The sequence below is a fragment of the Paenibacillus piscarius genome (assembly GCF_022234545.1).
Taxonomy (GTDB): Bacteria; Bacillota; Bacilli; order Paenibacillales; family Paenibacillaceae; genus Paenibacillus_AQ; species Paenibacillus_AQ piscarius.
Map to the genome: position 1 here is coordinate 68,715 of NZ_JAIEUI010000008.1, position 25,761 is coordinate 94,475.

The window sequence follows — 25,761 nt, forward strand, 5'->3', positions numbered from 1 at the left end:
GGATTCCTCCTAAGTTTGAGTTATGCAGACTTAATCCTCCCTAATTGTAGCGGATAAACGCTTTCAATCGTATGTCAGCATGGATGAATTTTATAGCACAATGTCCGTATCTGCATGGCGTAGCCGGTATTCTTTGGGGGAGCAGCCCTTCACCTTCTTGAACATCCGGGAAAAGAGCAGCGCATCCTGATACCCCACCGATTGCGAGATCTCCCCTATGGTGCAGCCCGTCTCGGTCAGCAGCTCGCAGGCCTTGGACATTCGGAATTGGAGCAGATATTGCTGCGGAGGCATACCGACCGTCCGCTTGAACAGCGCCGACATATATTTGCGGTCCAGCTTCAAGGATGCGGACAGGCTCTCCATCGTCACATTCTCGGCGTAATGGGCTTGAAGATAATGCAGGCACTGCTCAACATAGACGCTTCTGCTGCGCGGAGCCGGGCTGCCGGCAGCCGGGACCGTGTGCAGCAGGAGGGAGAAGAACTCATAGAGCATCACCTTCAGCGGCAGATCCAGCCGCTCCCCGCTGCTCCCCGTTTCAGATAACCTGGCAGACAGCGAGGGCATCAGCTCCTGATCCATCGGGAACACCGGCTGCTCCGGGGTAAGCGAAGTCCGTGATAACAGATAGGCCGCCTCCTCCCCGGTAAAAGCAATCCAGGAATACAGCCAAGGGTCATCCTGGTCTGCGGCATAATGTGTCACCACATGAGGGTAAGTGAGGAAGGCTTGTCCGGCGCCCAGTGTATGGGTGGCTTCCCCGACGGTTACCCGGCCGGTTCCGGCATGAATGAAGTGGATTTTGTACAGGCTTCGCACCCCGGGTCCGAACGAATGGCCTGGTACACACTGCTCCTTGCCCCAGTAATGCAGATACAAGTCAGGATTGGCCCGGTGGGGGCGGTGGGCGTTGTATTTGAATACAGTCATGCTTGCAGCCTCATTTCCTGAAGGATAAGGGTACTCCGTAATGAACGCACATACTTCCATTATACCGCAGAAGGGGCAAGGCCGGTTAACCGCAAATAGTCCCAGCCCGGGGAGGGGAGGGACCAGGAGTATGCAGGCTGAATGCAAGCCGGATAAGGATTCCTAGGGTCAGGGTCAGGCCTCCATTTTGAGCATCACAAGCTCTTCTACCGGCTGCCCGTTCACCAGATGCTCCTCCACAATCCGTGCTACATCGTCCACTGTTACATTGTAATACCAGATCCCGTCAGGATACACGATGACAAAAGGCCCGTTGCCGCATAAGCCGAGACAGCTGGTTTTGTTGATTTTGACTGTCTTGTTGATGCCCTGCTCGACCATCTGTTCCTTGAATTCCTGCATGACCTCCTCTACCTCCTGGTTATTGCAGTGCTCGCTGCAGCAGAAGAGCAGATGCTTCTTCAGTACCTTCAGACGCATATTCATCGCGGTTCCCCCTGATTTGAATTAGAATGGTGTACCAGTCTTACGAGGAGTATAGCTCCTTTTGGGCGGCGCGGTAATGCGGCTGGCGCATTGTTCCCAAAGGCTTAATAACTGCCGTCACGCGGGGAATTCTGCGTCATTTAACCTGCCCTTCAATCTCTGAATGTGAGCAAAATGTGTCTGTACCGCAAATTTCCTGTTTCAGAAATTAATTTGCGGAACCGCGATAAAGTTGGGGATTAGGCAGTTTCGCAGAGGGCTGTGTGGTTAAGTAAGGGGTGTGAAAGTTAAAGCGTAACTACAAAACAGCTACCAGGAGGGAATCGTTATGAACAAGAAAATTGTAGGTGTATTCTATACCGAGCATGAAGCCTCTCAGGCTATTGAAGACTTGAAGGCACGCGGGTTTCTGACAGAGGATATCTCAGTGATAGCGAGAAATAGACAGGATACCGAAGCGCTTACCGAGGAGACAGGAACGAAGGCACCTGAAGGACTGGCCTCAGGAGCGGCAACCGGCGGGATTCTTGGAGGGGTGACCGGACTGCTGGCAGGCATCGGTGCACTGGCGATTCCGGGCATCGGGCCGATTATCGCAGCGGGACCGATTGCGGCCACCTTAACAGGCGTTGCAGTTGGGGCCGGAACCGGCGGTCTGGTCGGCGGTCTGATCGGGCTGGGTATCCCGGAGGATGAGGCAGCGAGTTACGACAACTATGTAGACGAAGGCCGTATTCTGGTCATGGTCGATGCAGATAACAAGCGGGCAGATGATGTGTACACGGTATTCCGCAACCATAACTCGGCAAATGCCGACCGCTATATGAGTGATTCTATGCCGGCGGATAACACTACGGAGGCTCCCCGCAATCCGGTCACAGACGCTGTAGATGCCGCGTTCAACGGCTCGGGTCTTGAAGGCCGACATGATACAGGGCTGGATACGATGAATTCAGCTACCGAGCATGATCTGCCGGACCGGAGAGCGGCGGAGGATATGAACCGTCCGGGGATGACCGGAGATGTGTACTCCGGCTCGCGGCACGGCATGGACCGGGTGCCGGACCATAACGCGGACCGCAGGCTCACCGATGCGGAGGAAGAGCAGGAACGCCGCCGCAACGCGGCCAGACTTGAGGATATGCGGGGACGGCAGGGGCGGTAAGCAGATAGCCCGCAGTTAGCAATGAAATGTTGAGCAGCCCCTGATGCAGCGGGCAGAATTAATAGTGTATACGATAAAAACAGCCGGAACCCCCCGTATGCGGGTTTCCGGCTGTTTTTGTGTGTGACGCAGAGACCGTTACTCCTGCGGCAGAGCTTCTATGTTTGCTTTTTGCAGAACGGGGATGGCCGGTTTGGGCCTGCGTATTAGCTGCTTCAACGCCTTCGCATTCACAAGAACCGTTCCCGTGATAATCGTGATTACGCCAAGCAGGGTCATCCAGGTGACGGCTTCGTTATAGAACAGGAAGCCTACCCCGACAGCAATCGGCGGAGAGATATACAGCCAGGTGGACGGGAAGACCGGGTTCGTCTTGGCAACAAGCCAGTAGAACAGAGTGTGCCCCACCATGGACCCGATGACGGTCAGATAGAGCAGAGAGCCGGCGGCCTGGAAGGACATCAGATAAGAAGGATGCAGCGGCTCCGAGAATAGGGACAGCAGGAACAGCAGCGCGCCGCCGTACATCATCTGGGCCGCATTCAACGCAATGGGGGAGACCCCGGTGAAGGCGGTGGTTACTTTTTTGGAATAGATCGCCCCGGCCGCATAACATAGCTCTCCAAGCAGTACGACGATGCAGCCGATCAGCCAGAGGGGAGTAACAGCAGCCGTAAGGCTGGGCAGCAGCAGAAGAAGCACGCCGGTGAAGCCGATGATACAGCCGAGCAGCGAGGAGGCGGGCGCTTTTTGCCGCAGGAAGGCCATCTGCATCAGCAAAATCATCATCGGCCCGGTAGCGGACAGGACGGCGGCGAGCCCGGAGGATACATATTGTTCGGCCCAGTAGAGCGCAGAGAAGGTGCCGAAGGTCAGCGCGGCTCCCGTGAGCAGCATTTCCTTGCGCAGCAGCAGGGAGAAGCGGGCTTTGCCCCGCAGAACCATGAACAGGAACAGGACAGCTCCAGCCAGGAAAAAACGTAAGCCCGCAGAGAAGAACGGCGGCGCTCCGGCGTCTACGCCGATTTTGATGGCCAGGAAGGTGGTGCCGAAGATCAGACAGACCAGTGAATAAGCGAGCATAATCATGGTTGGTTTCCCCTTTGCGGTAGTTGTGTGGCGTTTGCCTTACAAGTAGTCTGTTAATCATAGCTGCATAGGCACAGAACAGATTGCAGATCATAGAACAGTTACCGGGCGGAATGCGGTACAATAGCTGCATAACAGATTAGCTCGGGAAGCTGGAGAGGCGGGTAGAATAGATGAGTAAAATAGCCGGAAGCGGGCAAAGCAATCCTTTGTTCCGTCAGATCTGTGAGTTCATGCTGAACCGGATGGCGCGCGGTGAATGGAAGGCACACGACAAGCTTCCTTCGGTCCGGGGGCTGGCAGAGGAGCTGGGGGTCCACCGGTTAACGGTGTTCAAGGCGTACCGGGCACTGACCGAGAACGGCAAGCTGTATGTCAGAGACAAATCCGGTTATTATGTAGCGCCCGGCAGCAGGCTGGAGCAGACGGATGAAGAAGAAGCGGCTGTGCCAGGTTACAGGGTCTCCAGCCCAATGTCTGACATCCAGCGGATGCCCGTCACGTATCAGTTCTCACAGGCGTTGATTGATCCGGGGCTGCTGCCGAACCTGTTTCTGTCCGATTATGTCAAAAAAGTATTCGACCTTTACCCGAAGGTCATGGGTACGTATTCCACCGTTCAGGGGGATGAGGAGCTGCGCAGCACGCTGAGCCGCCATTTCCAAGGTAAATATCAGCTTCAGTTATCTGCGCATGAGCTGCTGATTACTTCGGGTGCCCAGCAGGCCATCAACCTCATTGCCGGGATCATGCTGGGACCGATGGATGCAGTGCTGGTGGAGCGGCCTACGTATAGTGTGGCGCTGGATATTTTTCGCCGGGCTGGTGCGCGGCTGGTTGCGGTAGAGATCACCCCGCAGGGGTATGATCTGGCGGCGGTGGAGGAGCTGATGCGTAAGGTTAAGCCGAGGATGTTCTATCTGAATCCTACGAATCATAATCCGACCGGATATACGGTGCCTGTGGAGCAGCGCAAGCTGCTGGTCGAGCTGGCGGAGCGCTACCGTTGTCTGCTGGTCGAGGATGACCCGTTCCGGGACATGTATTTCGGGGCGGAGCCGCCCCCGCCGATCTTCAGCTATGATACAGAGGGCTGGGTCATCTATATCAGCAGCTTCAGCAAATATGTCGCACCCGGCCTGCGGATCTGTGCGGTGGCCTGCCGGCATCCGTTCATGGACCGGCTGATCGCCGCCAAATCCCTGGCGGACAACGGGACGCCGCTGCTGAATCAGAAGATCTTCCTGCACTACTACACCTCGCCGCGCCTGCAGCAGCATCTCGGCAAGCTGCGGATTGCCCTGCAGGTACACAAAGAGCTGATGGAGGAGGCGCTTGCCGCTACCGGCTGGGAGTGGACAACGCCGCAGGGCGGGCTCAATCTGTGGGTGAAGCTGCCGGACAGTATCCCGGTAGATACACTGTTCGCCCGCTGCATGGAGCAGTCGGTCTCCTTCGTCCCCGGTGAACTCTGTGATCCGCAGGGGACGATGAAGTCCTGGCTGCGCCTCAGCTATTCCTTCGCGAGTGAAGCGCTGCTGCGCGAGGGGATGCAGCGGATGATTACCATTGCCAGGGAGATTGAGGCGGAGGGATGGAGCGGAAGAATGGGAGGGTAATTTGTTGGAGGATGCTAGGGCAGCTAGAGTGGATAGAGGTAAGGCATTATTTTGCTGGCTCACCTTAGCGTGTGCAGGTTATCCGTGGATGGTTTGCTGAAAGGTCTTAGTTTGAACACTGGCAGAGCAACCTTTCTTTGTCAATCCCGTCTGGAGTGTAAGGAGGGGATTGCAATGCTTGAGAGAAAAAATGTCCGAAGCGGGCTGCTTCTGATGCTCAGTGTGCTGGTGGTGTTCATGACTCTGCTGACGGTACGCCCACAGGTAACCTACGCTTGTTCCTGTGCAGTACCTTCATCGCCGGTTGAGGCAATGGAGAAGAGTACAGCGGTGTTTGAAGGTACAGTAACTTCAATGGAGAAGTCGTCTAAACTTGTGCAATCCAGCGGGGACCCGGTGTATGTCACCTTTCTGACGGGGGCGCACTGGAAGGGTGAAGTGGGGGAGCAGATCACGGTGAGTACAGCGCAGTCATCGGCAAGCTGCGGCTTTGAGTTCACCGAGGGGGAACGTTACCTGGTCTATGCCCGGGGCGGAGCAGAAGGAGCGAATGGAACAGGTGGAGCGGATGGCGGAGCAGGGGGCACAGAGGGGACAAAAGGGGCAGATGGAAAGGCTAAGCTCACAGTCAGCCTGTGCAGCCGGACGACCTTGTACTCTAATGCACAGGAAGACCTGAATGAGCTGGGGGCCGGGATGTCCGTGGGCTCGCCCACAGAGCCGCCCGGAATCGCCGGCGACAATAGGACGGCAGCCCCTGCGGATGATCACGGGGCAGACTCAGATAATAATCCAACAACCGAGCCTGAAACCGCATCTGCACCTTGGCTGCTATACGCTGGAGCTGGAGCCGGAATCATAGTTCTTGGAGCCGCCGCACTGATTCTCCTGCGCCGGCGGTCGAACGGCTCGCGGAGATAATGCGGAGATGGCGGGCGGAGGTCGGCTGGCGCTGATTGTTGCGGATTGGCGCCATCGCAAGTCTATCCGGACTACAGGGCGCTTATTTCGACCAAATAACCTGATTATTGGACACTCGCGGACACACAGGACCTTATGTTCCGATTCAGCCGCTGCTGAGGCCGATTTGGCTGAGAATAAGGGCTTCCCAGTCCGCAAAGGAGAGAAAAAGGTGGTTTTTAGCCGAATAAGCGCATTACAGTCCGGTGGGGAGCATCAGCCACTGTATCTCGCCACCATGTAAACAAAGAACTAACCAATCCAATACATGCAGCATACGTGTGCAGCGCTAATAGGCAGCTTCTAACCAACAGACCTCCACATGCGAGCCGCACGGCATCAAAAAAGGGGGAGTTATAGCGATCAGCTATAACTCCCCCTTCCTAATTGTCTACCGCATTCACATTGTATTCGCCTCGCATCCACGCCGCATTCGCGAGGAATCCCCCGCGCTGAGCGATAAACTGTCACATCGGATACAGCCGATGCTCCGTCAGCCAGCTTATCAGCTCTTCTATGCATTCCTCCGGTGTCTGTTCCGCCGTATAAAGCGTCAGCTCCGGGTCAGCCGGAGCTTCATAGGGATCGGAGATTCCGGTGAAGGCCGGAATCTCCCTGGAGCGGGCCTTGGCGTACAGCCCTTTGACATCCCGCGCTTCGCAGACGGGGAGCGGGCAGTCGACATAGACCTCCACGAAGCCCGGCAGCGCCTGCCGGGCATAGCTGCGCATCTCAGCATAAGGACTGATCACCGAGACTATAGTGATCACGCCATGCCGGTTCAGCATCCCGGCAAGGTAGACCGCCCGGCGGATGTTCTCGAACCGGTCCTCGCGGCTGAAGCCGAGTCCCCGGCCCAGATTGCGCCGCAGCACATCGCCGTCCAGCCATTCCACCGCCTGCCCCTGCTCCCGGAGCCGGTCCGTAAGTAAGGCGGCAAGCGTGGATTTGCCCGCCCCGGACAGACCGGTGAGCCATATCGTTAACCCGGCAGAGGTGTTACGTGCCTGTACCTGATCATTCATAGCGCTGTCCTCCCCGCACCATAAGGTATCCGCTCCAGCAGACCGGAGCCGTAGACCTGCTCCAGACCCAGCTCCGGCATATGGATGTAGCCGATGTAGCAGTCGCAGACCTTCATGCGGCAGCTCCGCTCAGCGGCCAGGCCCTCCAGCCCGTCGCGGTACAGGTTGCCGATCACCGCCCGGTCCTTATAGCAGCGCTTCACCAGGCCGGGGCCCTGCACGTAGAAGACGCTGCTCCCGGCATTACAGCGCGCGCCGAGACTGTCGTAGTCTACCGCATTAATCTGGAAGTGCGGATCAATGCCGCTAAGGAAGGTGATATCTTCAGCAGTGTAATAATCCGGCCTGTCCTTGAAGGCGTTCACCCACAGGTAGACCTCCTCCGGCAAGGCCGCGCGCAGCGAGCCAATAGCCGGGAAAGCACTGCGAATCCCCACACTCCCCACGCTAAAAGGAATTCCTCGCCGGTACACCTCCATACACTGGGCCAGAAACCGCTCTTCGCTGACCTGGCCCGGGTGATAGGTCGCCCAGAAGGCGGCTTTGGCCGGGTTCAGCTTGCTGGTGAAGTCCAAACGGGCCGACAGATTGGTCTGGATGGCGACCTTGTCCACATGGTCCAGATGGGAGAGGGTGACCATCGTCTCCCGGTACCAGCGGTGAATCAACCCTTCACCGTAGGGGTTGAAGAAAATGGACAGCCGGTGCCCTGCCTCCCCCTGCGCCTTGACCCACTCCACGAAGGCGGCAAGCTGTTCGCGGTCCTTGGCGAGGGTGGCGGCGCTGTCTTTGGTTTTGCCGAAAGGGCAGTAAGGACAGTCATAATTGCAGGAAGAGAGGGAGCCGCGGTAGTAGAGAACCGCCTTCATGGCAGGACGAATTCCTTCATCTGCTCCCGGATCTCGCCGGAGATGAACCAGTCGCCGATGGAATCGGAGTAGCCGAGACCGTCCGCGCTCAGCCGCAGGATGCCCTCATCATCCGTGGCGAAGCCGCTCTGCACCAGCAGGCCCAGCTCGGGATGATCCGCCCACAGCGAAGTCCCGAACCGCTCGTTGTAGTCTGAAATCGCCAGTCCTTCACTGTGCAGGATAGCCTTGAGGATGAACCGCCGTTTCTGCTCTGCCAGGCTCAGTACAATGCCATAGTCGGCGGTGTCATAACGCTCCGCTGCCACATAATCCGCGATAATGCTCTCCGTCGCCCGGCGGCTGACACCGTAGCGGGAGGCATAATGCACATTCCGGGTGTAGGAGCGTGCGCCGCAGCCGAGGCCGACCATCCCTTCCTCCTGGCAGCTGTAATCCAGAATGGCTTTACCGCTGCCCGCATCCGCCTTGGCGAATCGGCGCATCGAGTATTGGCGGTAGCCATGCTGTGCCAGCACTTCACGTGCCGCTTCGTAACATTCATGACGGATATCGAGCTGGTCCGCCAGATCGCCCGGCTTCACAATCGTGTGCTCCCGGGTGTAGAGCGGATAGAGGAAGATCTCCTCAGGATCATGCGCCAGCGCCTGCTTCAGTGAATAAAGCCAGGAGTCCACCGTCTGCCCGGGAAGCCCGTAGATCAGATCCAGATTCAGAATGGGAAAATCATACTTGCCCAGCAGCTCCAGCGCACGGTACACCACCTCCGGGTCCTGCGGCCGGTAGATGGCGGCCGACTCGGCGGCCACGAAGCTCTGGATGCCCATGCTGACCCGGTCCACGGTATGCTCCTTCAGAATCGACAGCTTTTCTTCGGTCAGCGTCTCCGGTGAGGTCTCGACGGAAATGGAGACCGTGCTGAGGTCCACGCCCATAATGTCCGTAGCGATGCTGAATAACCGTCTAAGCTGCTCAGGCGCGAGCAGACTTGGCGTTCCGCCGCCGACCGCGAAGCGCGCGTAAGGCTTGTGTCCGGTGAAGGCCGCCCACTGCCGGGCCTGCCGTTCCAGCGCATCCACGTATTCGGCGTGGACATTCGCTCTTTTGTCGGGCAGCGTGAACAGGTTGCAGAAGCCGCAGCGTGCGCCGCAGAAGGGAATATGCATATACAGAAAAAAGCTCTCCGCAGGCTCATCCCGCCACAGCTCTTCGAGCGAAAGAGGCGGATCGAGCTTGCGGTAAGCGGTTTTGTGCGGATAAGAATAGAGATAATTGCGGTAAGGATGGGCCGTAATCTGCTCCGTCCACTGCTGAAGCTCCCCTGAAGAGAAGGGAGGCGGTCCGTCTTGGTTCGTGTGATGCGGTTGCCGGATGGACGTCATACGTTCTCCTTTCTTTTGCAGGTGATAGATTATAAGAAAAATTCGCGGTAAGGCACATTCCAGACCGTCTCATGAGCCAGCCGGTGGCCCTGGTAGCCGTCTTCGCCGTACGCCGTGCCGTGGTCGGAGAAGGCCAGGCAGAAGACCGGGTTACCTCGCTCGCGGAACGCATCGAACAGACGCCCCAGCTCCCCGTCAGCATAACGCAGCGCAGCGCGCTGGCTGTCCACTGAATCCTTGCGGGCCCCCGGCAGGAACATATGGTTCGGGCCGTGGATCGCCGAGACATTCAGGAACAGGAACAGCCGCTGGTCCAGCGGTGTGTTGCCGAGCAGCTTAAGCGCGTGATTCACCTGATGCTCGGTGGAGCGCGGATTCGTCACCCCGAAGGTCATCCGCCAGTAGCTGTGCTGGAAGTAGCCGGGGAGGACGCGGGCGAGGGGCACTTTTTTGGTGAAAAAGATGACGCCCCCGATACACACCGTCTGATACCCCGCCGCCGCCAGCCCCGACACCATATCGGGCGTATCGAACAGCCAAGTGTGAGGATGGGTCTTCAGTCCGGTATTCCGCGAATGGAACAGCCGCACATGCTCAGCCTTATTTGTGTTAGCCGGAGTGGGCAGGAAGCCGCCAAAGAAGGCGTGATGGGCCGCATACGTGAAGCTCCCGGGGGTATGCCGCTTCTCCCAGGAGCCGCTGCCGCACAGATTCGGACAGTTCGCCTCCTCCAGCACAGCTGCATCATAGCGCAAGGTATCGAGTGTGATCATTAAGATATCGTGGGTGCCAACGATGGCATTCATATCGGTCATGGGGCCGGATTCCTCCCGGAGAGCTGCTTCATTTCCCATTCGTAGGTGCTGCAGCCCTGGTATTCAACATCATATAATAAGTCGCCAAAAGGATTCACATCCGCCGTATACATCCGTCCCGCACTGCCCACCAGCACATCAATCCCCGCGATAGAACAGCGCGGAAAAGCGGCCAGCGAAGCCTCCGCTGTCCGCCGTACCTCCGCCTCCTGCGCCTCCGTCAGCCCGGCCTCCTCCGGAGACATCCGGCGGCTGCGCAGATGCAGATTCGTGATCGGCGTCGTACTGACCCGGGCTACGGCATGGCAGGCTTCCCCGGCCACCACCAGCTGGCGGATGTCGAAGGACTGCCCGTCCTTACCGGGCTTGGGAATCCACTGCTCGGCATAAGCGCCGTGGCGGTACAGCCAGTTGATGATTCCGGCCAGGCGGGTGGAGTCGGTGTAACGCTGCAGCCTGCCGGAATTATAATACACCGGAGGCCGGGTAATATAGTTCTCAACCCCGATGGTGGTCACCGCCAGCTCGGCTCCGGTCGCCGGATTGAGCTGATACGCGATCACCCCGGAGGCAGCGGACCCGCTGGCCAGCTTGATGAACACGCGGTGCATCCGCTGCTCATGCATCAGCTCGCGCAGGGACGCATAGTCCATGGGGGATTGCCCGCTGCTGCTGCATAGCGGCCGGGGCACCGGAACGCCAGCCTCTGCGAGGATCTGCTGGGTGCGGCGCTTGTCGGTCATAGCGGCAATCTCCGCCGGATCATTGGTCCAGCGCGAGCCGGGCAGGAGCTGCCCGGCCTCCCGCCGGAGCCGCGCCAGCAGGCGGCAGTAGCCCCGGAACCACTGGGACGGATGATGCAGCACGCCTGGCAGCTCCTGCAGGGCGGCGGCCGCTTTGGAGCTTAGCGGCCGCAGGTCCGGCTGCTGCCCGAACGGGTGCAGCGAGTCGTCGGCGTCCGGCGCGTCCGGCGCACCGAGCGCGATCAGCGCCCGCTCCAGCGCGAAGCTGCCGCCCGGGGATTCCAGGCGCAGCTGCGGCGCCTGGCCCCCGGCCTGCAAGGCGGGGGACAGCAGCTCAGCCAGCGGCTGGCCTTGCAGCAGCGCGGCGTAGGGAATCAGGAGCGCCGGGGGCAGACCCAGGCGCTCCCTAGCCTGCTGGATGCCCGCCGAGCGCCGGTCGCCGGGCTGGCAGAACACAATCAGCGGTGCTGCGGACCGCATTATTCGGTGATGGACGGGTACCGCCAGTCATCATCGTCAGCGCTGTCCTGCTGGTCGCTGACATCGACCGGCAGTCCGCTGTTCTTCAGGCGGTCCATCATTTCGTCCGACATATAGTGATAGCTCAGGTTAATATGCTTCAGGCCCTTCACCCGTTCACTGGCCAGAATCGCCTCCGCGCCTTCATCACTGAGCGTCCCGAGCGACATATCGAGCGTATCGAGCTGATCGAGAATTGGAGCGTCCGCCAGAGCAGCGGCGATCTCATCCTGGATTTCACTGTTTTTGAGTCCGAGATAGGTAAGCTTAGGGAACTTCCCGGGCTCGATCAGCGGCAGAATATCCTCCAGCCCGCCGTCGAAGCCGTAATTGTCCACACCTAGGTATAGTTCCAGCTTGCGCAGATTCGGCAGGCGGGAGGCGGCAATGTCCGCCAGCACGGCCTTGCTGAGTCCGCCGGTAATAATAATGAGCTCTTCGAGCTTGTCATGCTGCAGCTGGCTCAGACGCAGATCGGTACCGCCTTGTGCAGTCAGGGATTGCAGCTCAGGATAAGCGGGCAGCAGCGGCGAGAGATCGGTCTGGTTAATCCACGAGATTTCACATTCCTCATAGCTCATGTCCCCGATGAACAGCTTGCGCAGCGCCGGGAAGCTTGCTTTATGCTTCACCAGAGCCTCGACGGCAACCTCCGAACTCTGCTCGTAAGCTTGTCCCCAGTCGCCAATCGTCAGGCTGGTCAGGGTAGCCGCTTCTGGGCTGCTGCTTAAGCGTTCAATCTCCGTCTCCATCCGTTTGCCTTCCTCAAATGCATCGTAATCAATACTGAGCTTCACTGCTGTCATGAACAATCCCTCCCGGAAAATAATAGCTTCCAAATCACCCTAACATGTAGGGTGAGGGAGAGTCAAATAAGAGAGGAACAGGTGTCCCTATTTGCCCGTTAACTCCTGTAACCACGGGGGTCTGCGGACCCAATGTAATCGAAAAACCGATCATATTTGTCGTGGTAGAGGTGCGTGGGCGGAATGTAATCGAAAAACCGACTACATTGAGCATGGTAGAGGTGCGTGGGCCAAATGTAATCGAAAAACCGATCACATTTGTCGTGGTGGAGGCGCGTTGGCGGAATGTAATCGAAAAACAGATCACAATGCCCCAGCGCAAAGCAGACCGTTAATCGCCCATTAGAGCGAAAAACGGTCTGCCTAAAGCCTGTGCTCCTACTGTTATCCTGTCCCGCCCCGCTCACACCCAGCCGAACAGCCGGGCCAGCGTTGCCACTGCGAAGGTTACGGATATGGCGATGGCGAGCGGAATGACGGCCGAGAGTACGGCCCACTTCATGCTCTTGGTCTCCTTGTAGATGTTCACCAGCGTGGTGCCGCAGGGATAATGAAGCAGCGAGAACAGCATCATGTTCAGCGCGGTCAGCCAGGTCCAGCCGTGGCTCAGGAAGATATCCTTGATGCTGCCGAGGCCTTCGATATCCACCATGGCACCGGAGGACATATAGCCCATGAGCAGGATGGGCAGCACGATTTCATTGGCCGGCAGCCCGAGGATGAAGGCCATGATGATGAAGCCGTCGAGGCCGAGCAGCTGGGCGAACGGATCGAAGAAGGCGGCCATATGGTTCAGCACACTTTCCCCGCCGACCATAATGTTGCCGAGCACCCAGGTGATGATGCCCGCCGGAGCGGCCACAATGATGGCCCGGGTCAGGACATTCAGCGACTTTTCCTTGGACGAGCGTACTATAGTCTTCCAGATCTGCGGGCGCCGGTAGGGCGGAAGCTCCAGCGTGTAGTGTGTAGGCACCCCGCGCAGCGCGGTTCTGGACATGACCCAGGATACGCTCAGCGTAACGATAATTCCGATCAGCACAATGCCCATCAGGACCAGCGCGGTGGAGAAGGTGCGCAGTGCCCCGGTCGTGGCCGCCCCGACCATGAACATGGAGGAGAGCAGTATCAGTGTCGGCCAGCGTCCGTTGCAGGGCACGAAATTATTGGTCAGAATAGCCAGCATCCGCTCGCGCGGCGATTCGATAATGCGGGTGGACAGAATGGCGGCGGCGTTGCACCCGAAGCCCATCGACATCGTGAGCGCCTGCTTGCCGTGGCCGCCGGACTTCTTGAACAAGCGGTCCATATTAAAAGCCACCCGGGGCAGATACCCGAAATTCTCCAGCAGCGCGAACACCGGGAAAAAAATCATCATAGGCGGCAGCATGACGCTGATGACCCAAGAGGTGCCCCGGTAGAGCCCGAGGACCAGGACGCCGTGCAGCCAGTCTGGTGCATGGAGCGCCGTGAACCCGGCCGTCAGATATCCTTCGATCCAGCTGAAGAGGGAGGCCAGCCAGCCTGACGGATAGTTCGCTCCGGCGATGGTGATCCAGAAAACCAGCCCGAGACCGGCGAACATAATCGGGAACCCCCACAGCCTGGAGGTGACGATACTGTCCAGCTTATAGGTACTGCTGAGCTTCTTCTTGTCCTGATAGGTGACGGCCTCGCTGCAGATGCCGGCGGACACGCCGTAGATTCCGCTGACAATCTCGTCGCGCACCCCTCCCCGGTCGGCCAGCTTCTTCGCGGCAGCGAACAGGGAGTCGATCCGGTCGTGGCCGTTAATGGCATGCGGTGACTCCATGGCCGGCCACCTCCCCGCTTACGGGAATATCCTTGCGGGATATTCTGGATTTGAGTGAACTGAGCAGACTGTGGTCGCCGTCCAGCAGCCGCAGGGCGATCCAGCGCGCCGGGTAACGGGAGCCGATGGTCTGCTCCACCATCGGGATCAGCTCGGCGATGCCCTGCTCAATCTCCTTACTGTAGGTAATCTTCAGCGGCTCAGCCTGGAAGGCTCCCGTAGCGACGCGCTCAATCTGGTCGAGCAGCTCATCGATGCCGGTCCGGTTACGGGCAGAGATGGCCGTGACCGGAACCCCGAGCCGCTTCGCAATTCTTTTCAGATTAATATCAATGCCGAGCCGCCGGGCTTCATCAATCAGGTTGATACAGACGACGGCCCGTCCGGTAATCTCCAGCACCTGCAGGGCAAGATTGAGATTGCGCTCCAGCGACGTTGCATCCAGAACCACCAGCGTAACATCCGGCTGCTCGAAGATAATGTAGTCCCGCGCAGCCTCTTCATCAGCGGAATTCGAATAGAGTGAGTAGGTGCCGGGAAGGTCAACGGCCACATAAGTATGCTCTTTATGGGTGAATCGTCCCTCGGCGGTGACCACGGTCTTGCCCGCCCAGTTGCCGGTATGCTGGCGCAGGCCGGTGAGCAGATTGAACAGCGTGCTTTTGCCGGTATTGGGATTGCCTGCGAAAGCGACAGTATACTGGCTCATCCTTCATCACCTCCAACGATCTCTCCATAGATCAGGGAACTCTCTTCCCGGCGCAGGGCAATGGTTGTATTGCTGATCCGGTAAGCGGTAGGGTCTCCAAGCGGACTGCGCCGCAGCACTTCTACACGGTTCCCGGCGACAAATCCGAGATCCAGCAGCCTTCTCCGCAGCACACCCTGTACCTCGATGCCGCTGATGCGCAGCGTGCTGCCATTCGCAGCTTCGGATAATGGAATAACGGCTCCAGCCATAAGATCACCTGCTTTCATATCGTTTCGCTTTTCGTTAAATCTGAATGTTCTTATATAATTATCCTTAAGTATGAAATATGCACTTGTACCGTAAATTGTGCCTGGCACAGATTATTGCGGGTTACCACAATATTAGTATAAGAGAATGAATTTGTCCTTGCAACAATAAAGTTTCCTTAGGGAAACAAAAAGACAGCAAGATTGATCAAAAGGGTTCACGGAGCCTGTTATATACTTTGAATTGCCGGGGGGTGAGAGAACATTGCACTACCAACTGATCCACAAGAGCATCGAGTACATTGAGCAGCATTTGGAAGAGGAATTGGACCTTGAGAAGGTGGCTAAGGCGGCGGGGTTGTCCAAATATCATTTTCACCGGGTGTTCCGCAAATACGTGAACAAGAACGTCCACGAATATATCCGGGCCCGCCGTCTCAGCCAAGCCGCCAATCTCCTGCTGTATTCCGAGGAGCGGATATTGGACATTGCCCTGCAATACGGCTTCGAGAGCCAGGAGGCCTTCACCAGAGCCTTCAAAGAAATCTACGCTTTGCCGCCTGCCCAGTACAGAGCGCAGGTGAGACAACTCATTCAGGAAAGAGAGGTATACACAATGACAGAGATTACAGGCTGGAAAATAACCGGGACCCATCCCGAGAAGTACAAGGTGGAGATCGATCCCCGGGTCTGCTATAAGACAAGCCCCTCGATGCATCTTCAGTCCATTGAGGACACAGGTCCGGACGAGAGTGTATTCGGAACCTTAATGCAGCAGTTTCAGGCAAGCCGGTATGTGGGCAAACGGATGCGCTTCTCCGGATTTATAAGAGCGGAGGAGGTCGCCGGCTGGAGCGGACTGTGGATGAGGGTTGATGACAAAAGCGAGAATCTGCTGGCGTTCGATAACATGCAGAACCGGAGCATCCGGGGGACCACGGAATGGAACCATTATGCCTGTGTACTCGATATTCCGCCTGAAGCCAATGTGATCAATATCGGCATTCTCTTAAGCGGAAACGGACAGGTATGGCTGGGGGAATGTGAATTCGAGGAAGTGGGCAAGGATGTTCCGGAGACCGGCGGACAGGCGGCAGAGCTTCTGCCGGAGGAGCCGCAGAATCTGAAGTTCAACCAGCAGGCGGCGGACTAAGCTTCATGCCGAACGCCGGCCCCGTACCCATATCGATAAGGCCAGCAGCAGCGGAACAGCAACCTGGAAGAGCGGGTCCAGCTTCAGGCTGGGCCCCAGGCCGATAGCAATATGCTGGGTATAATCCCGTTCAATGAAAGATGCACCGTAGATCACCGCCCCGACAGGAAATACCCACCACTTGGCCGGCTTGCCCGTCAGCTCTGCCATAGCTTTGACCGAGCAGAAATAGAAGAGCATCATCTTGATCAGCAGCCCCAGGAAGAGCTGGATGGTGACCAGGATATCCAGCCGCTCCACGAATTTGAGGTTGGACAGGACCCGGACCGTTTTGAGAAAAGGCAGCTGGCTGATCCCCGCAATCACCGGGCCGAGCACCGCCACGTTGAGCGCGTTCATGAAGATCAGGAACGCGCTGATTAGCAGATAAGCGTTCACTGTTGCTTTTACAGGCACACCGGGCTTCTCCCATAACGTCCACAGCATCAGGAATACTACCATCTGCCCGAAGGGGAATGAGACGATCTCCGGCAGGGCAGCTTCAAGGACCGGCAACGGTCCTTGTTCCATGACCGGGAGCAGACGGCTGAAGTCGATGGCACCCATTATGGCCAGCATCAGAACAAGCAGCGCATAGAAGAACAGCATGAACGGCAGCAGCACCTCGGGCAGCCGGAAGACGACCTCGGCCCCCTTCCAGATGGCGTACAAGGCCAATAGCACGAAGATCAGCATCGTGACCGAGATTGGGGTCCGGGGCAGCATGGTCATCGCTGTCAGTTCGCCGAGATCGCGGACATTGCGCATGGACTGATAGGCAAAATACAGGCTGTAGACCCCGCCGATCAAGGCGCCGGGCACCCTGCCGAAATGCAGCCTGAGCATCCCGACCAGATCGGTGCCTGCCGAGCGGTGCTGAATCCACAGCAGCAGCAGGAGCAGCACGAAGCCGGCGGCTGAGCCTGCACACATCGCCAGCCAGGAATCCTGCTGCGCTGTGCCACCGAGCAGGAAGAGCGGCGTGCTGCCGATTTCAAATAGCATAATCATGAACGCAATCTGCAGGGAAGAGACCTGTTCTTTGCTTGGCATCCTGCTGCTCAGCCTCCTAACCAATAGATTATCGCTCTGCCGGCAGGCTGGAAGACCGCCGTGTACAGGGTGCCCAGCGAGAGATGCGGGGTCTCTGTAATGCCGCAGAGATGAAGATAGGCGGCATAGGCCAGGATACCACCCAGCCACAGCCGGTGCAGTCCGCGGCCTTCCCCGCGCAGCCGGGTACAACCCCAAAGATAAGCAAGGACATAGAGTACAAGGATGATCGCTATTTTCACAGGTAAGCTCCTTTACTCCTGCTGGACAGACTTGAAGGATTTGTTGCTGAGGCCCGTCCGCTCAATCTTCAGCGAGACCCGGGGGCGGATCTCCAGCTCCTGGAAGACCCGGTCCCAGCTCTTCTCCTGCTTGATCTGCTTCCAGCGCTTCGGGTCACTCCGGTGGATTCTCACAGCGAATCCGGTGATGTCAGCGCCCAGCCTTTGCACCTCTGCCCATGAATTCTTCATCAGCTCCAGCACACGCTGCTCCAGCGATTCTTCCATTTCCCGGATGGCCTTACGGTCATTAAGATCGATAACGCTCCCCAGCTCGGTAAGCACGCCTGCACCCTTGACATTAACATCCATCACATAATGATCCTTGGCCCAGACCGGCCGGACCGTGGTCGCAGAATTCTGCAGGATGAACGATGCATCCAGCTTATCGCTTACGGAGGGGCGGGAGGCGAAGGCGATGGTGGCAGAGTCAACCGTACCGGTCAGAAAAGACAGCCCAAAAGCCTGCTGCTGGCTGAGCCACCCCGCAAATGTATCCCCTTTAATGACCCCCAGCCTGCCCAGCGCGAGGCGCGAAGGCAGATCGGTCACGCCGGTCTCGCTGATCTCATCCATCGTCTGGGGCCCGGTCAGCAGAATCTCCGGCAATACCGCGCTCCCTGACTCCGAGGAGAGGGCCATCGCCAGCTGATACAGGCGGATTCCCGGGTAATAAGACAAGAGCTTCGATTCCTGCTCAATCATCAGCTGGATGCCGGCGCCCTGATTCTTGGTCATCTGCATCAGCTGATCCAGAATCTCCCCGGCATCCCCTTCGGACAGAAAGACAAAGACCGTCTCTCTCGCATCCTGCTTGCGCAGGAACATATCAATGAGCTGACTGATCCCCTGCTCGGCCAGGCTCCGGCCAATCACGGTGATTCTGGAGTGGGAGAAGAACATCTCGCGCGTGCTGGTCAGATTGGTCCGTTCAACCGCCTCCATGATCGTCTTGCCTTTGACGGTGAAGGTGAGGAAGGGCGGAGAGCTGGTGCTGCCGCCCCCGCTGCCGCCCATCCCGCTGGAGCCGGAGGACGGATTGATCACCTGGTAGGTTGCCTTCCACTGGTTATCCTCCCAGTCATAAGCTGAGCCGGAGGTAATGCCCAGCTCGTTCAGCTCGCGGTCATCCCAGCAGCCGGAGAGCAGAAGCGTGAGCAGCGGAAGACAGAGCATCAGGCGAAGCAGACCCGTTCTATTCATGTCTCCCACTCCTTCCGTTTCCTTCTTGACTGGTGTACCCGGTTCAGCAGGAGCGCCCCCAGCGGAACCAGTACATTGAACAGGAAGAAGACGACGAACCGTGCTTCCTGGTTATAGTTGTTCAGTCTGTCCATGCTCTGCCAGGAGAAGAGGCATTCCAGGGCAATGACCAGGCCAAGCGCGCCGGTGAAGGGGCTGCTGCTTACCCGGAACGTCTGCTTGAAGCATTCCACGGTTGCGAACAGGAAGATTCCGAATTTCAGATAGATCGACAGCACCCAGTAGGAGATGAAGAGGATATCCAGCTTCTCAATGAATTTCCCGATCCGGAGGATTCCGACAGTAGCGAACCCTGGATAGGCGCTAATCTTGATGAATTCCGGGCCAAAAGCCATCAGGGCAGTAACCAGGGAGAACATCATCAGCACAGCTACGAATAACAGTCCCGTCCAGCCGATAATTCGCGCCCGCTTGGGATATTGCAGATACGGAGCGAGGAACAGCAGCACTGCTACTTCGGACATCCAGGCGGTTGGTGTCAGGCTGGCCAGTGTGATTTCGGACAGATTATGGTCGAACATGGGCAAGAGCTGATGCACATTCAGATCAGGGTACAGTCCGAAGAGATACAGCGGAATGAAGAACAGGAACAGCAGAATAACGAGGCTGTTGACCCTGGCCATCGCTTCGATCCCTTGTCTGACCATATAGATCGTAATGAGCAGAATCAGGATGACCAGCACGGTGACCGGAGTCTTGATCAGCACATTATCCTTGATGAAATTGACGAATTCCCGCAGAATCGTGGCTGAGGTATCGAGATAGAATTGGAGCATCAGCAGACCAAGGATGCAGGCGGCTGCAGGAGAGCTCCGTTTCCCGACCCACTCCAGAAAAGGTGCGCCGTTGCTCTCCTGAATGACAGTCCCTATAATCCATGCAATGAGCAGGCCGGCGGCGGTGGACAGGAGAATCGCCAGCGGAGCATCTTGCTCAGCATAGGTGCTTATAATAATAGGCAGCACAACTGTGGCTGTCGGCAAAATGGTGTTGACGACGAGCATGGCTGCTTGGGTGGTGCCGATTTTACCGTTCAAGCAGAGCCCTCCCCCTGCGGCTGAGGCTGTGCCGGTGAAGGTCTGTCTGTTCCTTCCGACGGCTGCGGCCTCTGGTCCGGTGATTGTCTGCGGGTCTCCTTGCCCAGATACGTCTTGGGCCGCATATTCATGTTCCATAGCGGAACGCGGATGAAGATGTCCTTCAGATAACGCGGGACCATCGGCGCAACCGGAGTCAGATAGGGAACCCCGAAGGAGCGCAGGCCCGCCATATGAATCAGCAGTACCATCAGGAAGGACATGATGCCGAATAGTCCAAGCGTTGCCGCGATAATCATCATGACGAAGCGGATCAGCCGGATCGAGTTGGCGATGGCCAGCGACGGAATGACAAAGTTCGAGATGGCGGTAAAAGAGACCACGATGACCATCGCCGCGGAGACCAGCCCGGCCGATACGGCCGCCTGCCCCAGCACCAGTGCGCCGACAATGGAGATCGCCGGCCCAATGGTGCGGGGCATCCGCACGCCCGCTTCCCGCAGCACATCGAAGGTCAGCTCCATCAGCAGCGCCTCCGCGAAGGCAGGCAGCGGCACCCCTTCACGCTGGGCGGCCAGGCTGATCAGCAGCGTGGTCGGCAGCATCTCCTGATGGAAGGTCGTAACGGCAATATAGAGGGCAGGCAGCAGCATGGATACGAAAAAAGCGCTGTAACGGATCAGCCGCAGGAAAGAGGAGATATCGAACCGCTGGTAATAATCCTCGCTGGATTGAAAGAAATTGAAGAAGGTTGACGGAGCCAGCAGGGCAAAGGGCGTACCGTCAATAATAATACCGATTTGACCCTCCAGGATGCCTCCGGCCAGCGCGTCGGGCCGCTCGGTATTCTGAATAGTGGGAAAGGGGGTGAGTCCCCCGTCCTGGATGAATTCTTCAATATAATTGCTCTCCAGAATAGCGTCCGTGTTGATAGCCTCCAGCCGGCGGCGGATTTCCGCCAGCACCTGCTCACTGGCCAGGCCCTGCAGATAGATGAGGGCAATCCCGGTCCCGGTACGCTGCCCGATCCGGTATTCCTCCATCCGCAGGTCAGGAGTTTTGAGCCGGCGGCGCAGCATGGCGGTGCCTGTACGGAGGTTCTCCGTGAAGCCTTCCTTGGGGCCGCGGATCACGCCCTGGGAGGTTGGCTCGTTGATGCTCCGTTTCTCCCACCCGGAGGTGTCGGCGGCAAGAGCGTCCTGAAGGCCTTCGAACAGAATCAGTGTATAGCCGTCGAAGAGCAGGGCCAGCAGGACTTCCAGCGTTGGACTTTGCTTGACGCTCCCGACCGGGAGCAGGTGATCCTTAGCCAGACGGAAGACTGTTTCAGCGGTACGTCCGTCCCCGTCCGGCAGTTCCATCTCCATCAGCGGCTGAAGTACCGTCTGGTTGACCATGTCGCTGTTGACCAGGCCATCGATATAGATGAAGGCAAGAGCAGAAGAATCTGAGGATGCATTGCGCAGATGGCGGATAACGATATCCGGGCTATCGCCGACCCGGCGGCGGATCTCTTCCAGATTGGCCGCCAGCGAGGGCTGCAGCGGGAAGGATACGGGTACGGAGGCTGCTACGGGGTCTTGGGAGGGTTGGCGGCGCGTCTTACGGTTATGAGGCATGATCAAGGCCCCTTTCTGCAGAAATCTGGATGTTGTGGATGTATTATCCCCCGCAGAGGGATTCCTTATTCTGCCTGAAGCCGCAAAAAAAAGCATTTCTCCCGCCTGTCAGCTTGAGGAGAAATGCTTGATCATTGTAAGGTCTTAACGGGTCTGAACGACCAGCGCGTTGCTGATCAGGCGTCCTGGAGTGGTCAGGTATTTGCCGTTATAGTACAGGCCGCTGGAGGCCCCACCGTCCAGGTTCATGGCCTGATACGCTCCTGCTTGCTTCATAATCTCGGCAAGCTGCGGGATGGTTGCCCCGCCGGTGGTCAGCAGGATCAGCTTATGGTCCCGGGTGAGGCCCAGCGCGCTGCGGGCACCTCCGCCGGTCAGGATTTTGGGATCCCGGAAGCCTTCGGCCGCCACATTCAGCGAGACCTTCCCGTTGACCAGCAGCCGCGGGCCCGCCTGAAGGGCACCTTCGATAGTACCGATATCGAAGCGGGACTTGAATTCACTGCCGGGGATCAGCTCGGCCAGCATGTTGCGGTCGTAGGCGAAGACGGCCCGGTTGTCTCCGGGGCTGTTCTTCAGCATTTTGCCGCCGCTGATGATGTAGCCGTAGGGCGCCTTGAAGGCACCGTCCGTATAGGCGGCGAAGAACGTGCCGTTAATGGCGGCCACCGCATTACTGCGCTTGGCAATGCTGGCGAGCGCTTCCGTCCGGCCGACGGTATTGCCTGCCAGTACGGCATCCAGCTTCACGGACGGATGGAGCAGCGAGACTGTAACCGTCTGTACACTGAAAGAACGTCCGCCAACCTTGTAGGTATGCTTGCCGCTGACGACAGCGGGCGAGCCGCTCTGGATCAGGCTGCCGTTCTGCACAGGCAGGGTGGCTGTATACGGGGTGGCTGTATCTGCACCGCCTGTCAGCGTCAGCGATCCGGCTTCTTTGTTCCACTGGAGCTGTATTCCGAGCGTCTGGCTTACGAGCGATAATGGAACATAGGTGGTCCCGTTGTCGCTGAACGGCCGGAGACTGGTGGCCACAGGCTTGCCGTTGACGGATGCCCCGGCAGTGCCCGGAGTGAATGTAACGGATTGCCCATCGCGTGTAATCTGGATCTGATCCCCGGAAGGGGAGAGCACCGACTGGATGCCGGCGAATCCGTTCAGGAACCGGAGCGGGATGAAGGAATGATTCTGCTTGTCCACGTATACGGCAAGCTTGGGCTTGGACGCCGCAGCGGCGCTGGAGTGCAGAGCGGGAAGCAGTACAGCCAGCAGGCAGAAGGCGGTGAAGAGGGTGAACACTTTTTTCATAATACACATAATCTCCTTTAGCAATATAGCAGTATGACTGCGGTGTAGGGTGAATCTGGAATGGACTCCAGAATGCGGAACTCAAGGTTCCATCATATAATTAGCGTTATGAATCGTCAATGGGATGAGTACTCTCCTGAACATCCCAGCTCACGATTAGTCTGCTTCTGCCGATAATATGTTTAACGCTATTAGAAGTTATAGGTTTAACATGATAAAATAAGCTTTTGTTCAGAATATGTTCAGTCCGGACATGTACAGTAGCGCTTGAACGCGATGAATAGATGACAGGCCACAGGAGGGTACAGGCATAATGGAAGAGGCCCGTAATTATATATTGACGATTCTATCCTTAGGTATAGGATTCCTGACGGTATACACAATGCTCCGGCTGACCCGGAGCTTCTCCAGACAATCCCCGAAGAACCGTGCAGTCCGCTCCAGTCTGGTGGGGCTGGTGGTCCTTAGCGGACTTGGCGGAATGCATCTGTTGGGCAGTACCAGTACATTACAGTCCGGCTTCGCACACGATCGGGGCAGCCAGCTGATTCCTCTGGCACTCTACATGCTGACCATGGCGGTGATCCTGTATCTGTTCCTGCGGGTGCGCCTGCTGCTGGGCGAACGCGAGCAGCTGAAGGAGCTGGCCTACCGGGATACGCTGACCGGACTGATGAACAAGAACGGGATGGATCATTTCTGGGGACATTGCAAATCAAGTGAGCCGCTGGCGGTCTTCTATCTGGATCTGAACCGCTTCAAATCGATCAATGATACGCTTGGCCATCATACCGGGGATCTGCTGCTTCAGGCTGTGGGCACCTGCCTGCAGCAGTTTACCCGCAAAGGCAAGCGGCATATTTACCGGGTAGGCGGGGATGAATTTGTCATTATCGCCAAACGCTGCAGCCGCAAGGAAGCAGAGCAGCTGGCCTTGAACATGCTGGAGCGTCTGAACCGAAACTACAGGCTGGAGAGCCATGACTTGTTCGTCTCAGCCAGTATCGGGGTCACCATCAGCCAGGGCAGAATTGACCCGAAGCGGCTGATCCAGGAGGCAGATTCCGCTATGTACACGGCGAAGCAGCTTGGAAGCGGGCGGTATGCCGTCTACAAAGAGGAGGGCTATAAACCGCCCGTAAGGCTGATTAGCAGCTCCAAGGCGCAATAAGAAATACATAAACGGCGTTGCCTCCTTCATCAAGGATGGCAACGCCGTTTCTATTTAAATATATAATTTATATGTTCCACACGATAACTTATCCTTATATTTCTCGCTGACCCGGGTGCCGTCCTTAAAAAGGACGACATAGCCGTTTCCACTTGCTGTCCTTAGAGGCCTCTGGCGGATAGAAGTCCGGCCAGGACATCGGGATAATCGGTAATGATGCCTGCGACTCCGGCTTCGATCAGCTCCTGCATCCGCGAGGAATCATTCACGGTCCAGGGGTGGTAGACAACCCCCTGCGCTGCCGCTGCGCTCACGAACTCCGGCAGAGCCGAGGAGTGATGAGCGTGAAGCGCCTCCGCCTGCAGACTGGCGGCATAATCCCACGGGCGGTACAAGCCCTCCCCGTATAGAATCCCTGTACGGATCTCTGGAGCGAGCTTCTTGCAGTGGGCCAGGGAATAGTGATTGAAGCTGGAGATGACGACCCGCTCGCTCATGCCCTGCTCCCGGACAGCGGCGATCACCTTCTCTTCCATACCCGGGTAGAAGAAGGTCCCGTTCTTCAGCTCGATATTCAGAACGGTGTCGCGGCCCTGAAGCAGATCCAGCAGCTCCTCCAGCGTTGGAATCCGTTCTCCGGCGAACTCAGGGCTGAACCAGGAGCCGGCGTCCACCTCCAGAATCTCACGAAGCGTCTTATCCTTCACGTAACCGCTGCCGGTAGTGGTGCGGTCCAGACTCTCGTCATGTATGACAACCACTGCTCCGTCACTCGTCATCTGTACGTCGGTCTCAATGCCGGTTGCCCCCAGCTCAAGGCCCTTGCGGAATGCCGCCATCGTGTTCTCCGGGGCGGCTGCGGATGCGCCGCGGTGCGCAAAATTAATGATGTTCATGTAGAGTCGTTCCCTCCGTCTCTGTGATGTGCTGCTGCCCGTGATGGACGGGCCTCCTATAGTATATTCCACATGCCTGCAAGAAACCATGTCCTGGAACCGAGGCGGGTCCGGCTGTACCGGGACCTGAACATGGTGTGCAAGGCAGCAATCGCTTAGAATAGACATTAATCATATTACATATAGAAGGATGCGATAGAATTGAAATTTTGTCTGGAATGCGGAAGCCGGCTGGTGCTTAAGGAATGCAGCGGGGAAGGGGATGTACCGTACTGTGAACCATGCGGCGCCTTCCGGTTCCCCGTGTTCAGTACAGCGATGAGTACGGCAGTGCTGAACCGGGAACTGGACAGGATTCTGCTGATCCAGCAGTACGGACGCAAGAATTACATTCTGCTCGCCGGTTATGTGAATCAGGGGGAGAATGCCGAAGCTGCGCTTATCCGTGAAGTGAAGGAAGAAGCGGGGCTTGCGGTTATTGCCTATGAATATATGCGCAGCGAATATTTTGCCCCGTCCAATACGCTTATGCTCAATTTCATCAGTGTGGCGGATACAGAGGATCTTAGCGGGATAAGTGACGAACTGGATCATGCCGCCTGGTTCACTCTGGATGAGGCCGAGGAGGCCATTCTCAAGGGCAGCCTCGCCGAGAGCTTCCTGCTGACCATCATCGCCAAGCTGAGACAGGGGCAGACTCTGGAGGATTTCACGCCTGCAGCCGGTGCTGTCCTGTAAAAGGAAGTCTGCCACACCG

At 57.5% G+C, this 25,761-nt stretch carries 24 protein-coding genes and 1 pseudogene; 6 read left to right on the top strand and 19 right to left on the bottom strand.

Features of this window, described 5'->3' with window-relative positions:
* Positions 1-90: 90 nt before the first annotated feature.
* Together K1558_RS14810 and K1558_RS14815 are read right to left on the bottom strand one after the other, a co-directional pair.
* Complete coding sequence (locus K1558_RS14810) at positions 91-933, bottom strand: AraC family transcriptional regulator (RefSeq protein ID WP_238652376.1); 843 nt, start codon at positions 931-933, stop codon at positions 91-93.
* Positions 934-1,107: 174 nt separating this feature from the next.
* Positions 1,108-1,419, bottom strand: coding sequence for a (2Fe-2S) ferredoxin domain-containing protein (locus K1558_RS14815; RefSeq protein WP_238652378.1), 312 nt, complete (start codon positions 1,417-1,419; stop codon positions 1,108-1,110).
* A 328-nt stretch (positions 1,420-1,747) separates the two neighbouring features.
* Here K1558_RS14815 and K1558_RS33045 point away from each other — a divergent pair.
* Positions 1,748-2,275, top strand: a pseudogene (locus tag K1558_RS33045) (general stress protein); the annotation flags it as partial.
* 447 nt (positions 2,276-2,722) lie between these two features.
* On the opposite strand, the gene K1558_RS14825 reads toward K1558_RS33045, so the two are convergent.
* Complete coding sequence (locus K1558_RS14825; protein WP_238652380.1) at positions 2,723-3,673, bottom strand: DMT family transporter; 951 nt, start codon at positions 3,671-3,673, stop codon at positions 2,723-2,725.
* Positions 3,674-3,846: 173 nt separating this feature from the next.
* Here K1558_RS14825 and K1558_RS14830 point away from each other — a divergent pair, with 173 nt between their 5' ends.
* Positions 3,847-5,292, top strand: coding sequence for an aminotransferase-like domain-containing protein (locus K1558_RS14830; RefSeq protein WP_238652382.1), 1,446 nt, complete (start codon positions 3,847-3,849; stop codon positions 5,290-5,292).
* Between the two features lie 174 nt (positions 5,293-5,466).
* Positions 5,467-6,213 carry a hypothetical protein gene (locus K1558_RS14835; RefSeq protein WP_238652384.1) on the top strand — a complete coding sequence of 249 codons (747 nt, stop codon included), beginning with the start codon at positions 5,467-5,469 and terminating at the stop codon, positions 6,211-6,213.
* 506 nt (positions 6,214-6,719) lie between these two features.
* On the opposite strand, the gene cysC is transcribed toward K1558_RS14835, so the two are convergent.
* The 9 genes from cysC to K1558_RS14880 form a co-directional block, all read right to left on the bottom strand.
* On the bottom strand, positions 6,720-7,277 hold the full coding sequence (gene cysC / locus K1558_RS14840) for an adenylyl-sulfate kinase (RefSeq protein WP_238652385.1): 558 nt from the start codon (positions 7,275-7,277) through the stop codon (positions 6,720-6,722).
* Positions 7,274-8,146: an STM4011 family radical SAM protein gene (locus K1558_RS14845; RefSeq protein WP_238652386.1), complete on the bottom strand. Its 873-nt coding sequence runs from the start codon at positions 8,144-8,146 to the stop codon at positions 7,274-7,276. Before K1558_RS14845 ends, cysC begins: the two co-directional genes overlap by 4 nt.
* The gene (locus tag K1558_RS14850) at positions 8,143-9,528 is read right to left on the bottom strand and encodes an STM4012 family radical SAM protein (RefSeq protein ID WP_238652387.1); all 1,386 of its coding nucleotides are present in this window, start codon (positions 9,526-9,528) and stop codon (positions 8,143-8,145) included. Before K1558_RS14850 ends, K1558_RS14845 begins: the two co-directional genes overlap by 4 nt.
* Before the next feature lie 29 nt (positions 9,529-9,557).
* Positions 9,558-10,343, bottom strand: coding sequence for an STM4013/SEN3800 family hydrolase (locus tag K1558_RS14855; protein ID WP_238652388.1), 786 nt, complete (start codon positions 10,341-10,343; stop codon positions 9,558-9,560).
* Positions 10,340-11,566, bottom strand: coding sequence for an STM4014 family protein (locus K1558_RS14860; protein WP_238652389.1), 1,227 nt, complete (start codon positions 11,564-11,566; stop codon positions 10,340-10,342). Before K1558_RS14860 ends, K1558_RS14855 begins: the two co-directional genes overlap by 4 nt.
* Positions 11,566-12,411, bottom strand: coding sequence for an STM4015 family protein (locus tag K1558_RS14865; RefSeq protein WP_238652390.1), 846 nt, complete (start codon positions 12,409-12,411; stop codon positions 11,566-11,568). The genes K1558_RS14860 and K1558_RS14865 overlap by 1 nt, the downstream gene beginning before the upstream one ends.
* A 403-nt stretch (positions 12,412-12,814) precedes the next feature.
* Positions 12,815-14,224 carry a nucleoside recognition domain-containing protein gene (locus K1558_RS14870; protein ID WP_238652391.1) on the bottom strand — a complete coding sequence of 470 codons (1,410 nt, stop codon included), beginning with the start codon at positions 14,222-14,224 and terminating at the stop codon, positions 12,815-12,817.
* Entirely contained in the window at positions 14,202-14,933 is a 732-nt protein-coding gene (locus tag K1558_RS14875; RefSeq protein WP_238652392.1) for a FeoB small GTPase domain-containing protein, read from the bottom strand. The genes K1558_RS14870 and K1558_RS14875 overlap by 23 nt, the downstream gene beginning before the upstream one ends.
* On the bottom strand, positions 14,930-15,184 hold the full coding sequence (locus tag K1558_RS14880; RefSeq protein ID WP_238652393.1) for a FeoA family protein: 255 nt from the start codon (positions 15,182-15,184) through the stop codon (positions 14,930-14,932). The genes K1558_RS14875 and K1558_RS14880 overlap by 4 nt, the downstream gene beginning before the upstream one ends.
* A 262-nt stretch (positions 15,185-15,446) precedes the next feature.
* On the opposite strand from K1558_RS14880, the gene K1558_RS14885 reads away from it, so the two are divergent.
* Positions 15,447-16,334, top strand: a complete 888-nt coding sequence (locus K1558_RS14885; protein WP_238652394.1) for a helix-turn-helix transcriptional regulator — start codon at positions 15,447-15,449, stop codon at positions 16,332-16,334.
* A 3-nt stretch (positions 16,335-16,337) separates the two neighbouring features.
* On the opposite strand, the gene K1558_RS14890 is transcribed toward K1558_RS14885, so the two are convergent.
* The 6 genes from K1558_RS14890 to K1558_RS14915 all read right to left on the bottom strand — a co-directional run bounded on the left by K1558_RS14890 (position 16,338) and on the right by K1558_RS14915 (position 22,937).
* Complete coding sequence (locus K1558_RS14890) at positions 16,338-17,426, bottom strand: GerAB/ArcD/ProY family transporter (RefSeq protein WP_238652395.1); 1,089 nt, start codon at positions 17,424-17,426, stop codon at positions 16,338-16,340.
* 8 nt (positions 17,427-17,434) lie between these two features.
* Positions 17,435-17,668 (bottom strand): hypothetical protein, encoded by a 234-nt coding sequence (locus K1558_RS14895; RefSeq protein WP_238652396.1) that lies wholly within the window; start codon positions 17,666-17,668, stop codon positions 17,435-17,437.
* A 12-nt stretch (positions 17,669-17,680) separates the two neighbouring features.
* Positions 17,681-18,910 (bottom strand): Ger(x)C family spore germination protein, encoded by a 1,230-nt coding sequence (locus K1558_RS14900; protein WP_238652397.1) that lies wholly within the window; start codon positions 18,908-18,910, stop codon positions 17,681-17,683.
* On the bottom strand, positions 18,907-20,007 hold the full coding sequence (locus tag K1558_RS14905) for a GerAB/ArcD/ProY family transporter (protein WP_238652398.1): 1,101 nt from the start codon (positions 20,005-20,007) through the stop codon (positions 18,907-18,909). Before K1558_RS14905 ends, K1558_RS14900 begins: the two co-directional genes overlap by 4 nt.
* Positions 20,004-21,626, bottom strand: coding sequence for a spore germination protein (locus K1558_RS14910; RefSeq protein WP_238652399.1), 1,623 nt, complete (start codon positions 21,624-21,626; stop codon positions 20,004-20,006). The genes K1558_RS14905 and K1558_RS14910 overlap by 4 nt, the downstream gene beginning before the upstream one ends.
* A gap of 144 nt (positions 21,627-21,770) precedes the next feature.
* Positions 21,771-22,937 (bottom strand): phosphodiester glycosidase family protein, encoded by a 1,167-nt coding sequence (locus K1558_RS14915; RefSeq protein WP_238652400.1) that lies wholly within the window; start codon positions 22,935-22,937, stop codon positions 21,771-21,773.
* Positions 22,938-23,250: 313 nt separating this feature from the next.
* On the opposite strand from K1558_RS14915, the gene K1558_RS14920 reads away from it, so the two are divergent.
* A complete protein-coding gene (locus K1558_RS14920; protein ID WP_238652401.1) occupies positions 23,251-24,108 on the top strand; it encodes a GGDEF domain-containing protein in 858 nt (285 codons plus the stop codon).
* A gap of 161 nt (positions 24,109-24,269) precedes the next feature.
* Here K1558_RS14920 and K1558_RS14925 read toward each other — a convergent pair whose 3' ends face one another.
* Positions 24,270-25,004, bottom strand: a complete 735-nt coding sequence (locus tag K1558_RS14925) for a glycerophosphodiester phosphodiesterase (RefSeq protein WP_238652402.1) — start codon at positions 25,002-25,004, stop codon at positions 24,270-24,272.
* Positions 25,005-25,205: 201 nt separating this feature from the next.
* Here K1558_RS14925 and K1558_RS14930 point away from each other — a divergent pair, with 201 nt between their 5' ends.
* Complete coding sequence (locus tag K1558_RS14930) at positions 25,206-25,742, top strand: NAD(+) diphosphatase (RefSeq protein ID WP_238652403.1); 537 nt, start codon at positions 25,206-25,208, stop codon at positions 25,740-25,742.
* Positions 25,743-25,761 lie beyond the last annotated feature (19 nt).

What these genes read in the sequence shown, in the direction of transcription:
- K1558_RS14815 (WP_238652378.1), bottom strand. Translation starts at nt 1,419, where the DNA reads ATGAATATGCGTCTGAAGGTACTGAAGAAGCATCTGCTCTTCTGCTGC.
- K1558_RS14890 (WP_238652395.1), bottom strand. Translation starts at nt 17,426, where the DNA reads ATGCCAAGCAAAGAACAGGTCTCTTCCCTGCAGATTGCGTTCATGATT.
- K1558_RS14825 (WP_238652380.1), bottom strand. Translation starts at nt 3,673, where the DNA reads ATGATTATGCTCGCTTATTCACTGGTCTGTCTGATCTTCGGCACCACC.
- K1558_RS14860 (WP_238652389.1), bottom strand. Translation starts at nt 11,566, where the DNA reads ATGCGGTCCGCAGCACCGCTGATTGTGTTCTGCCAGCCCGGCGACCGG.
- K1558_RS14830 (WP_238652382.1), top strand. Translation starts at nt 3,847, where the DNA reads ATGAGTAAAATAGCCGGAAGCGGGCAAAGCAATCCTTTGTTCCGTCAG.
- K1558_RS14925 (WP_238652402.1), bottom strand. Translation starts at nt 25,004, where the DNA reads ATGAACATCATTAATTTTGCGCACCGCGGCGCATCCGCAGCCGCCCCG.
- cysC (WP_238652385.1), bottom strand. Translation starts at nt 7,277, where the DNA reads ATGAATGATCAGGTACAGGCACGTAACACCTCTGCCGGGTTAACGATA.
- K1558_RS14865 (WP_238652390.1), bottom strand. Translation starts at nt 12,411, where the DNA reads ATGACAGCAGTGAAGCTCAGTATTGATTACGATGCATTTGAGGAAGGC.
- K1558_RS14900 (WP_238652397.1), bottom strand. Translation starts at nt 18,910, where the DNA reads ATGAATAGAACGGGTCTGCTTCGCCTGATGCTCTGTCTTCCGCTGCTC.
- K1558_RS14880 (WP_238652393.1), bottom strand. Translation starts at nt 15,184, where the DNA reads ATGGCTGGAGCCGTTATTCCATTATCCGAAGCTGCGAATGGCAGCACG.
- K1558_RS14835 (WP_238652384.1), top strand. Translation starts at nt 5,467, where the DNA reads ATGCTTGAGAGAAAAAATGTCCGAAGCGGGCTGCTTCTGATGCTCAGT.
- K1558_RS14920 (WP_238652401.1), top strand. Translation starts at nt 23,251, where the DNA reads ATGGAAGAGGCCCGTAATTATATATTGACGATTCTATCCTTAGGTATA.
- K1558_RS14845 (WP_238652386.1), bottom strand. Translation starts at nt 8,146, where the DNA reads ATGAAGGCGGTTCTCTACTACCGCGGCTCCCTCTCTTCCTGCAATTAT.
- K1558_RS14855 (WP_238652388.1), bottom strand. Translation starts at nt 10,343, where the DNA reads ATGACCGATATGAATGCCATCGTTGGCACCCACGATATCTTAATGATC.
- K1558_RS14910 (WP_238652399.1), bottom strand. Translation starts at nt 21,626, where the DNA reads ATGCCTCATAACCGTAAGACGCGCCGCCAACCCTCCCAAGACCCCGTA.
- K1558_RS14915 (WP_238652400.1), bottom strand. Translation starts at nt 22,937, where the DNA reads ATGAAAAAAGTGTTCACCCTCTTCACCGCCTTCTGCCTGCTGGCTGTA.
- K1558_RS14810 (WP_238652376.1), bottom strand. Translation starts at nt 933, where the DNA reads ATGACTGTATTCAAATACAACGCCCACCGCCCCCACCGGGCCAATCCT.
- K1558_RS14850 (WP_238652387.1), bottom strand. Translation starts at nt 9,528, where the DNA reads ATGACGTCCATCCGGCAACCGCATCACACGAACCAAGACGGACCGCCT.
- K1558_RS14870 (WP_238652391.1), bottom strand. Translation starts at nt 14,224, where the DNA reads ATGGAGTCACCGCATGCCATTAACGGCCACGACCGGATCGACTCCCTG.
- K1558_RS14875 (WP_238652392.1), bottom strand. Translation starts at nt 14,933, where the DNA reads ATGAGCCAGTATACTGTCGCTTTCGCAGGCAATCCCAATACCGGCAAA.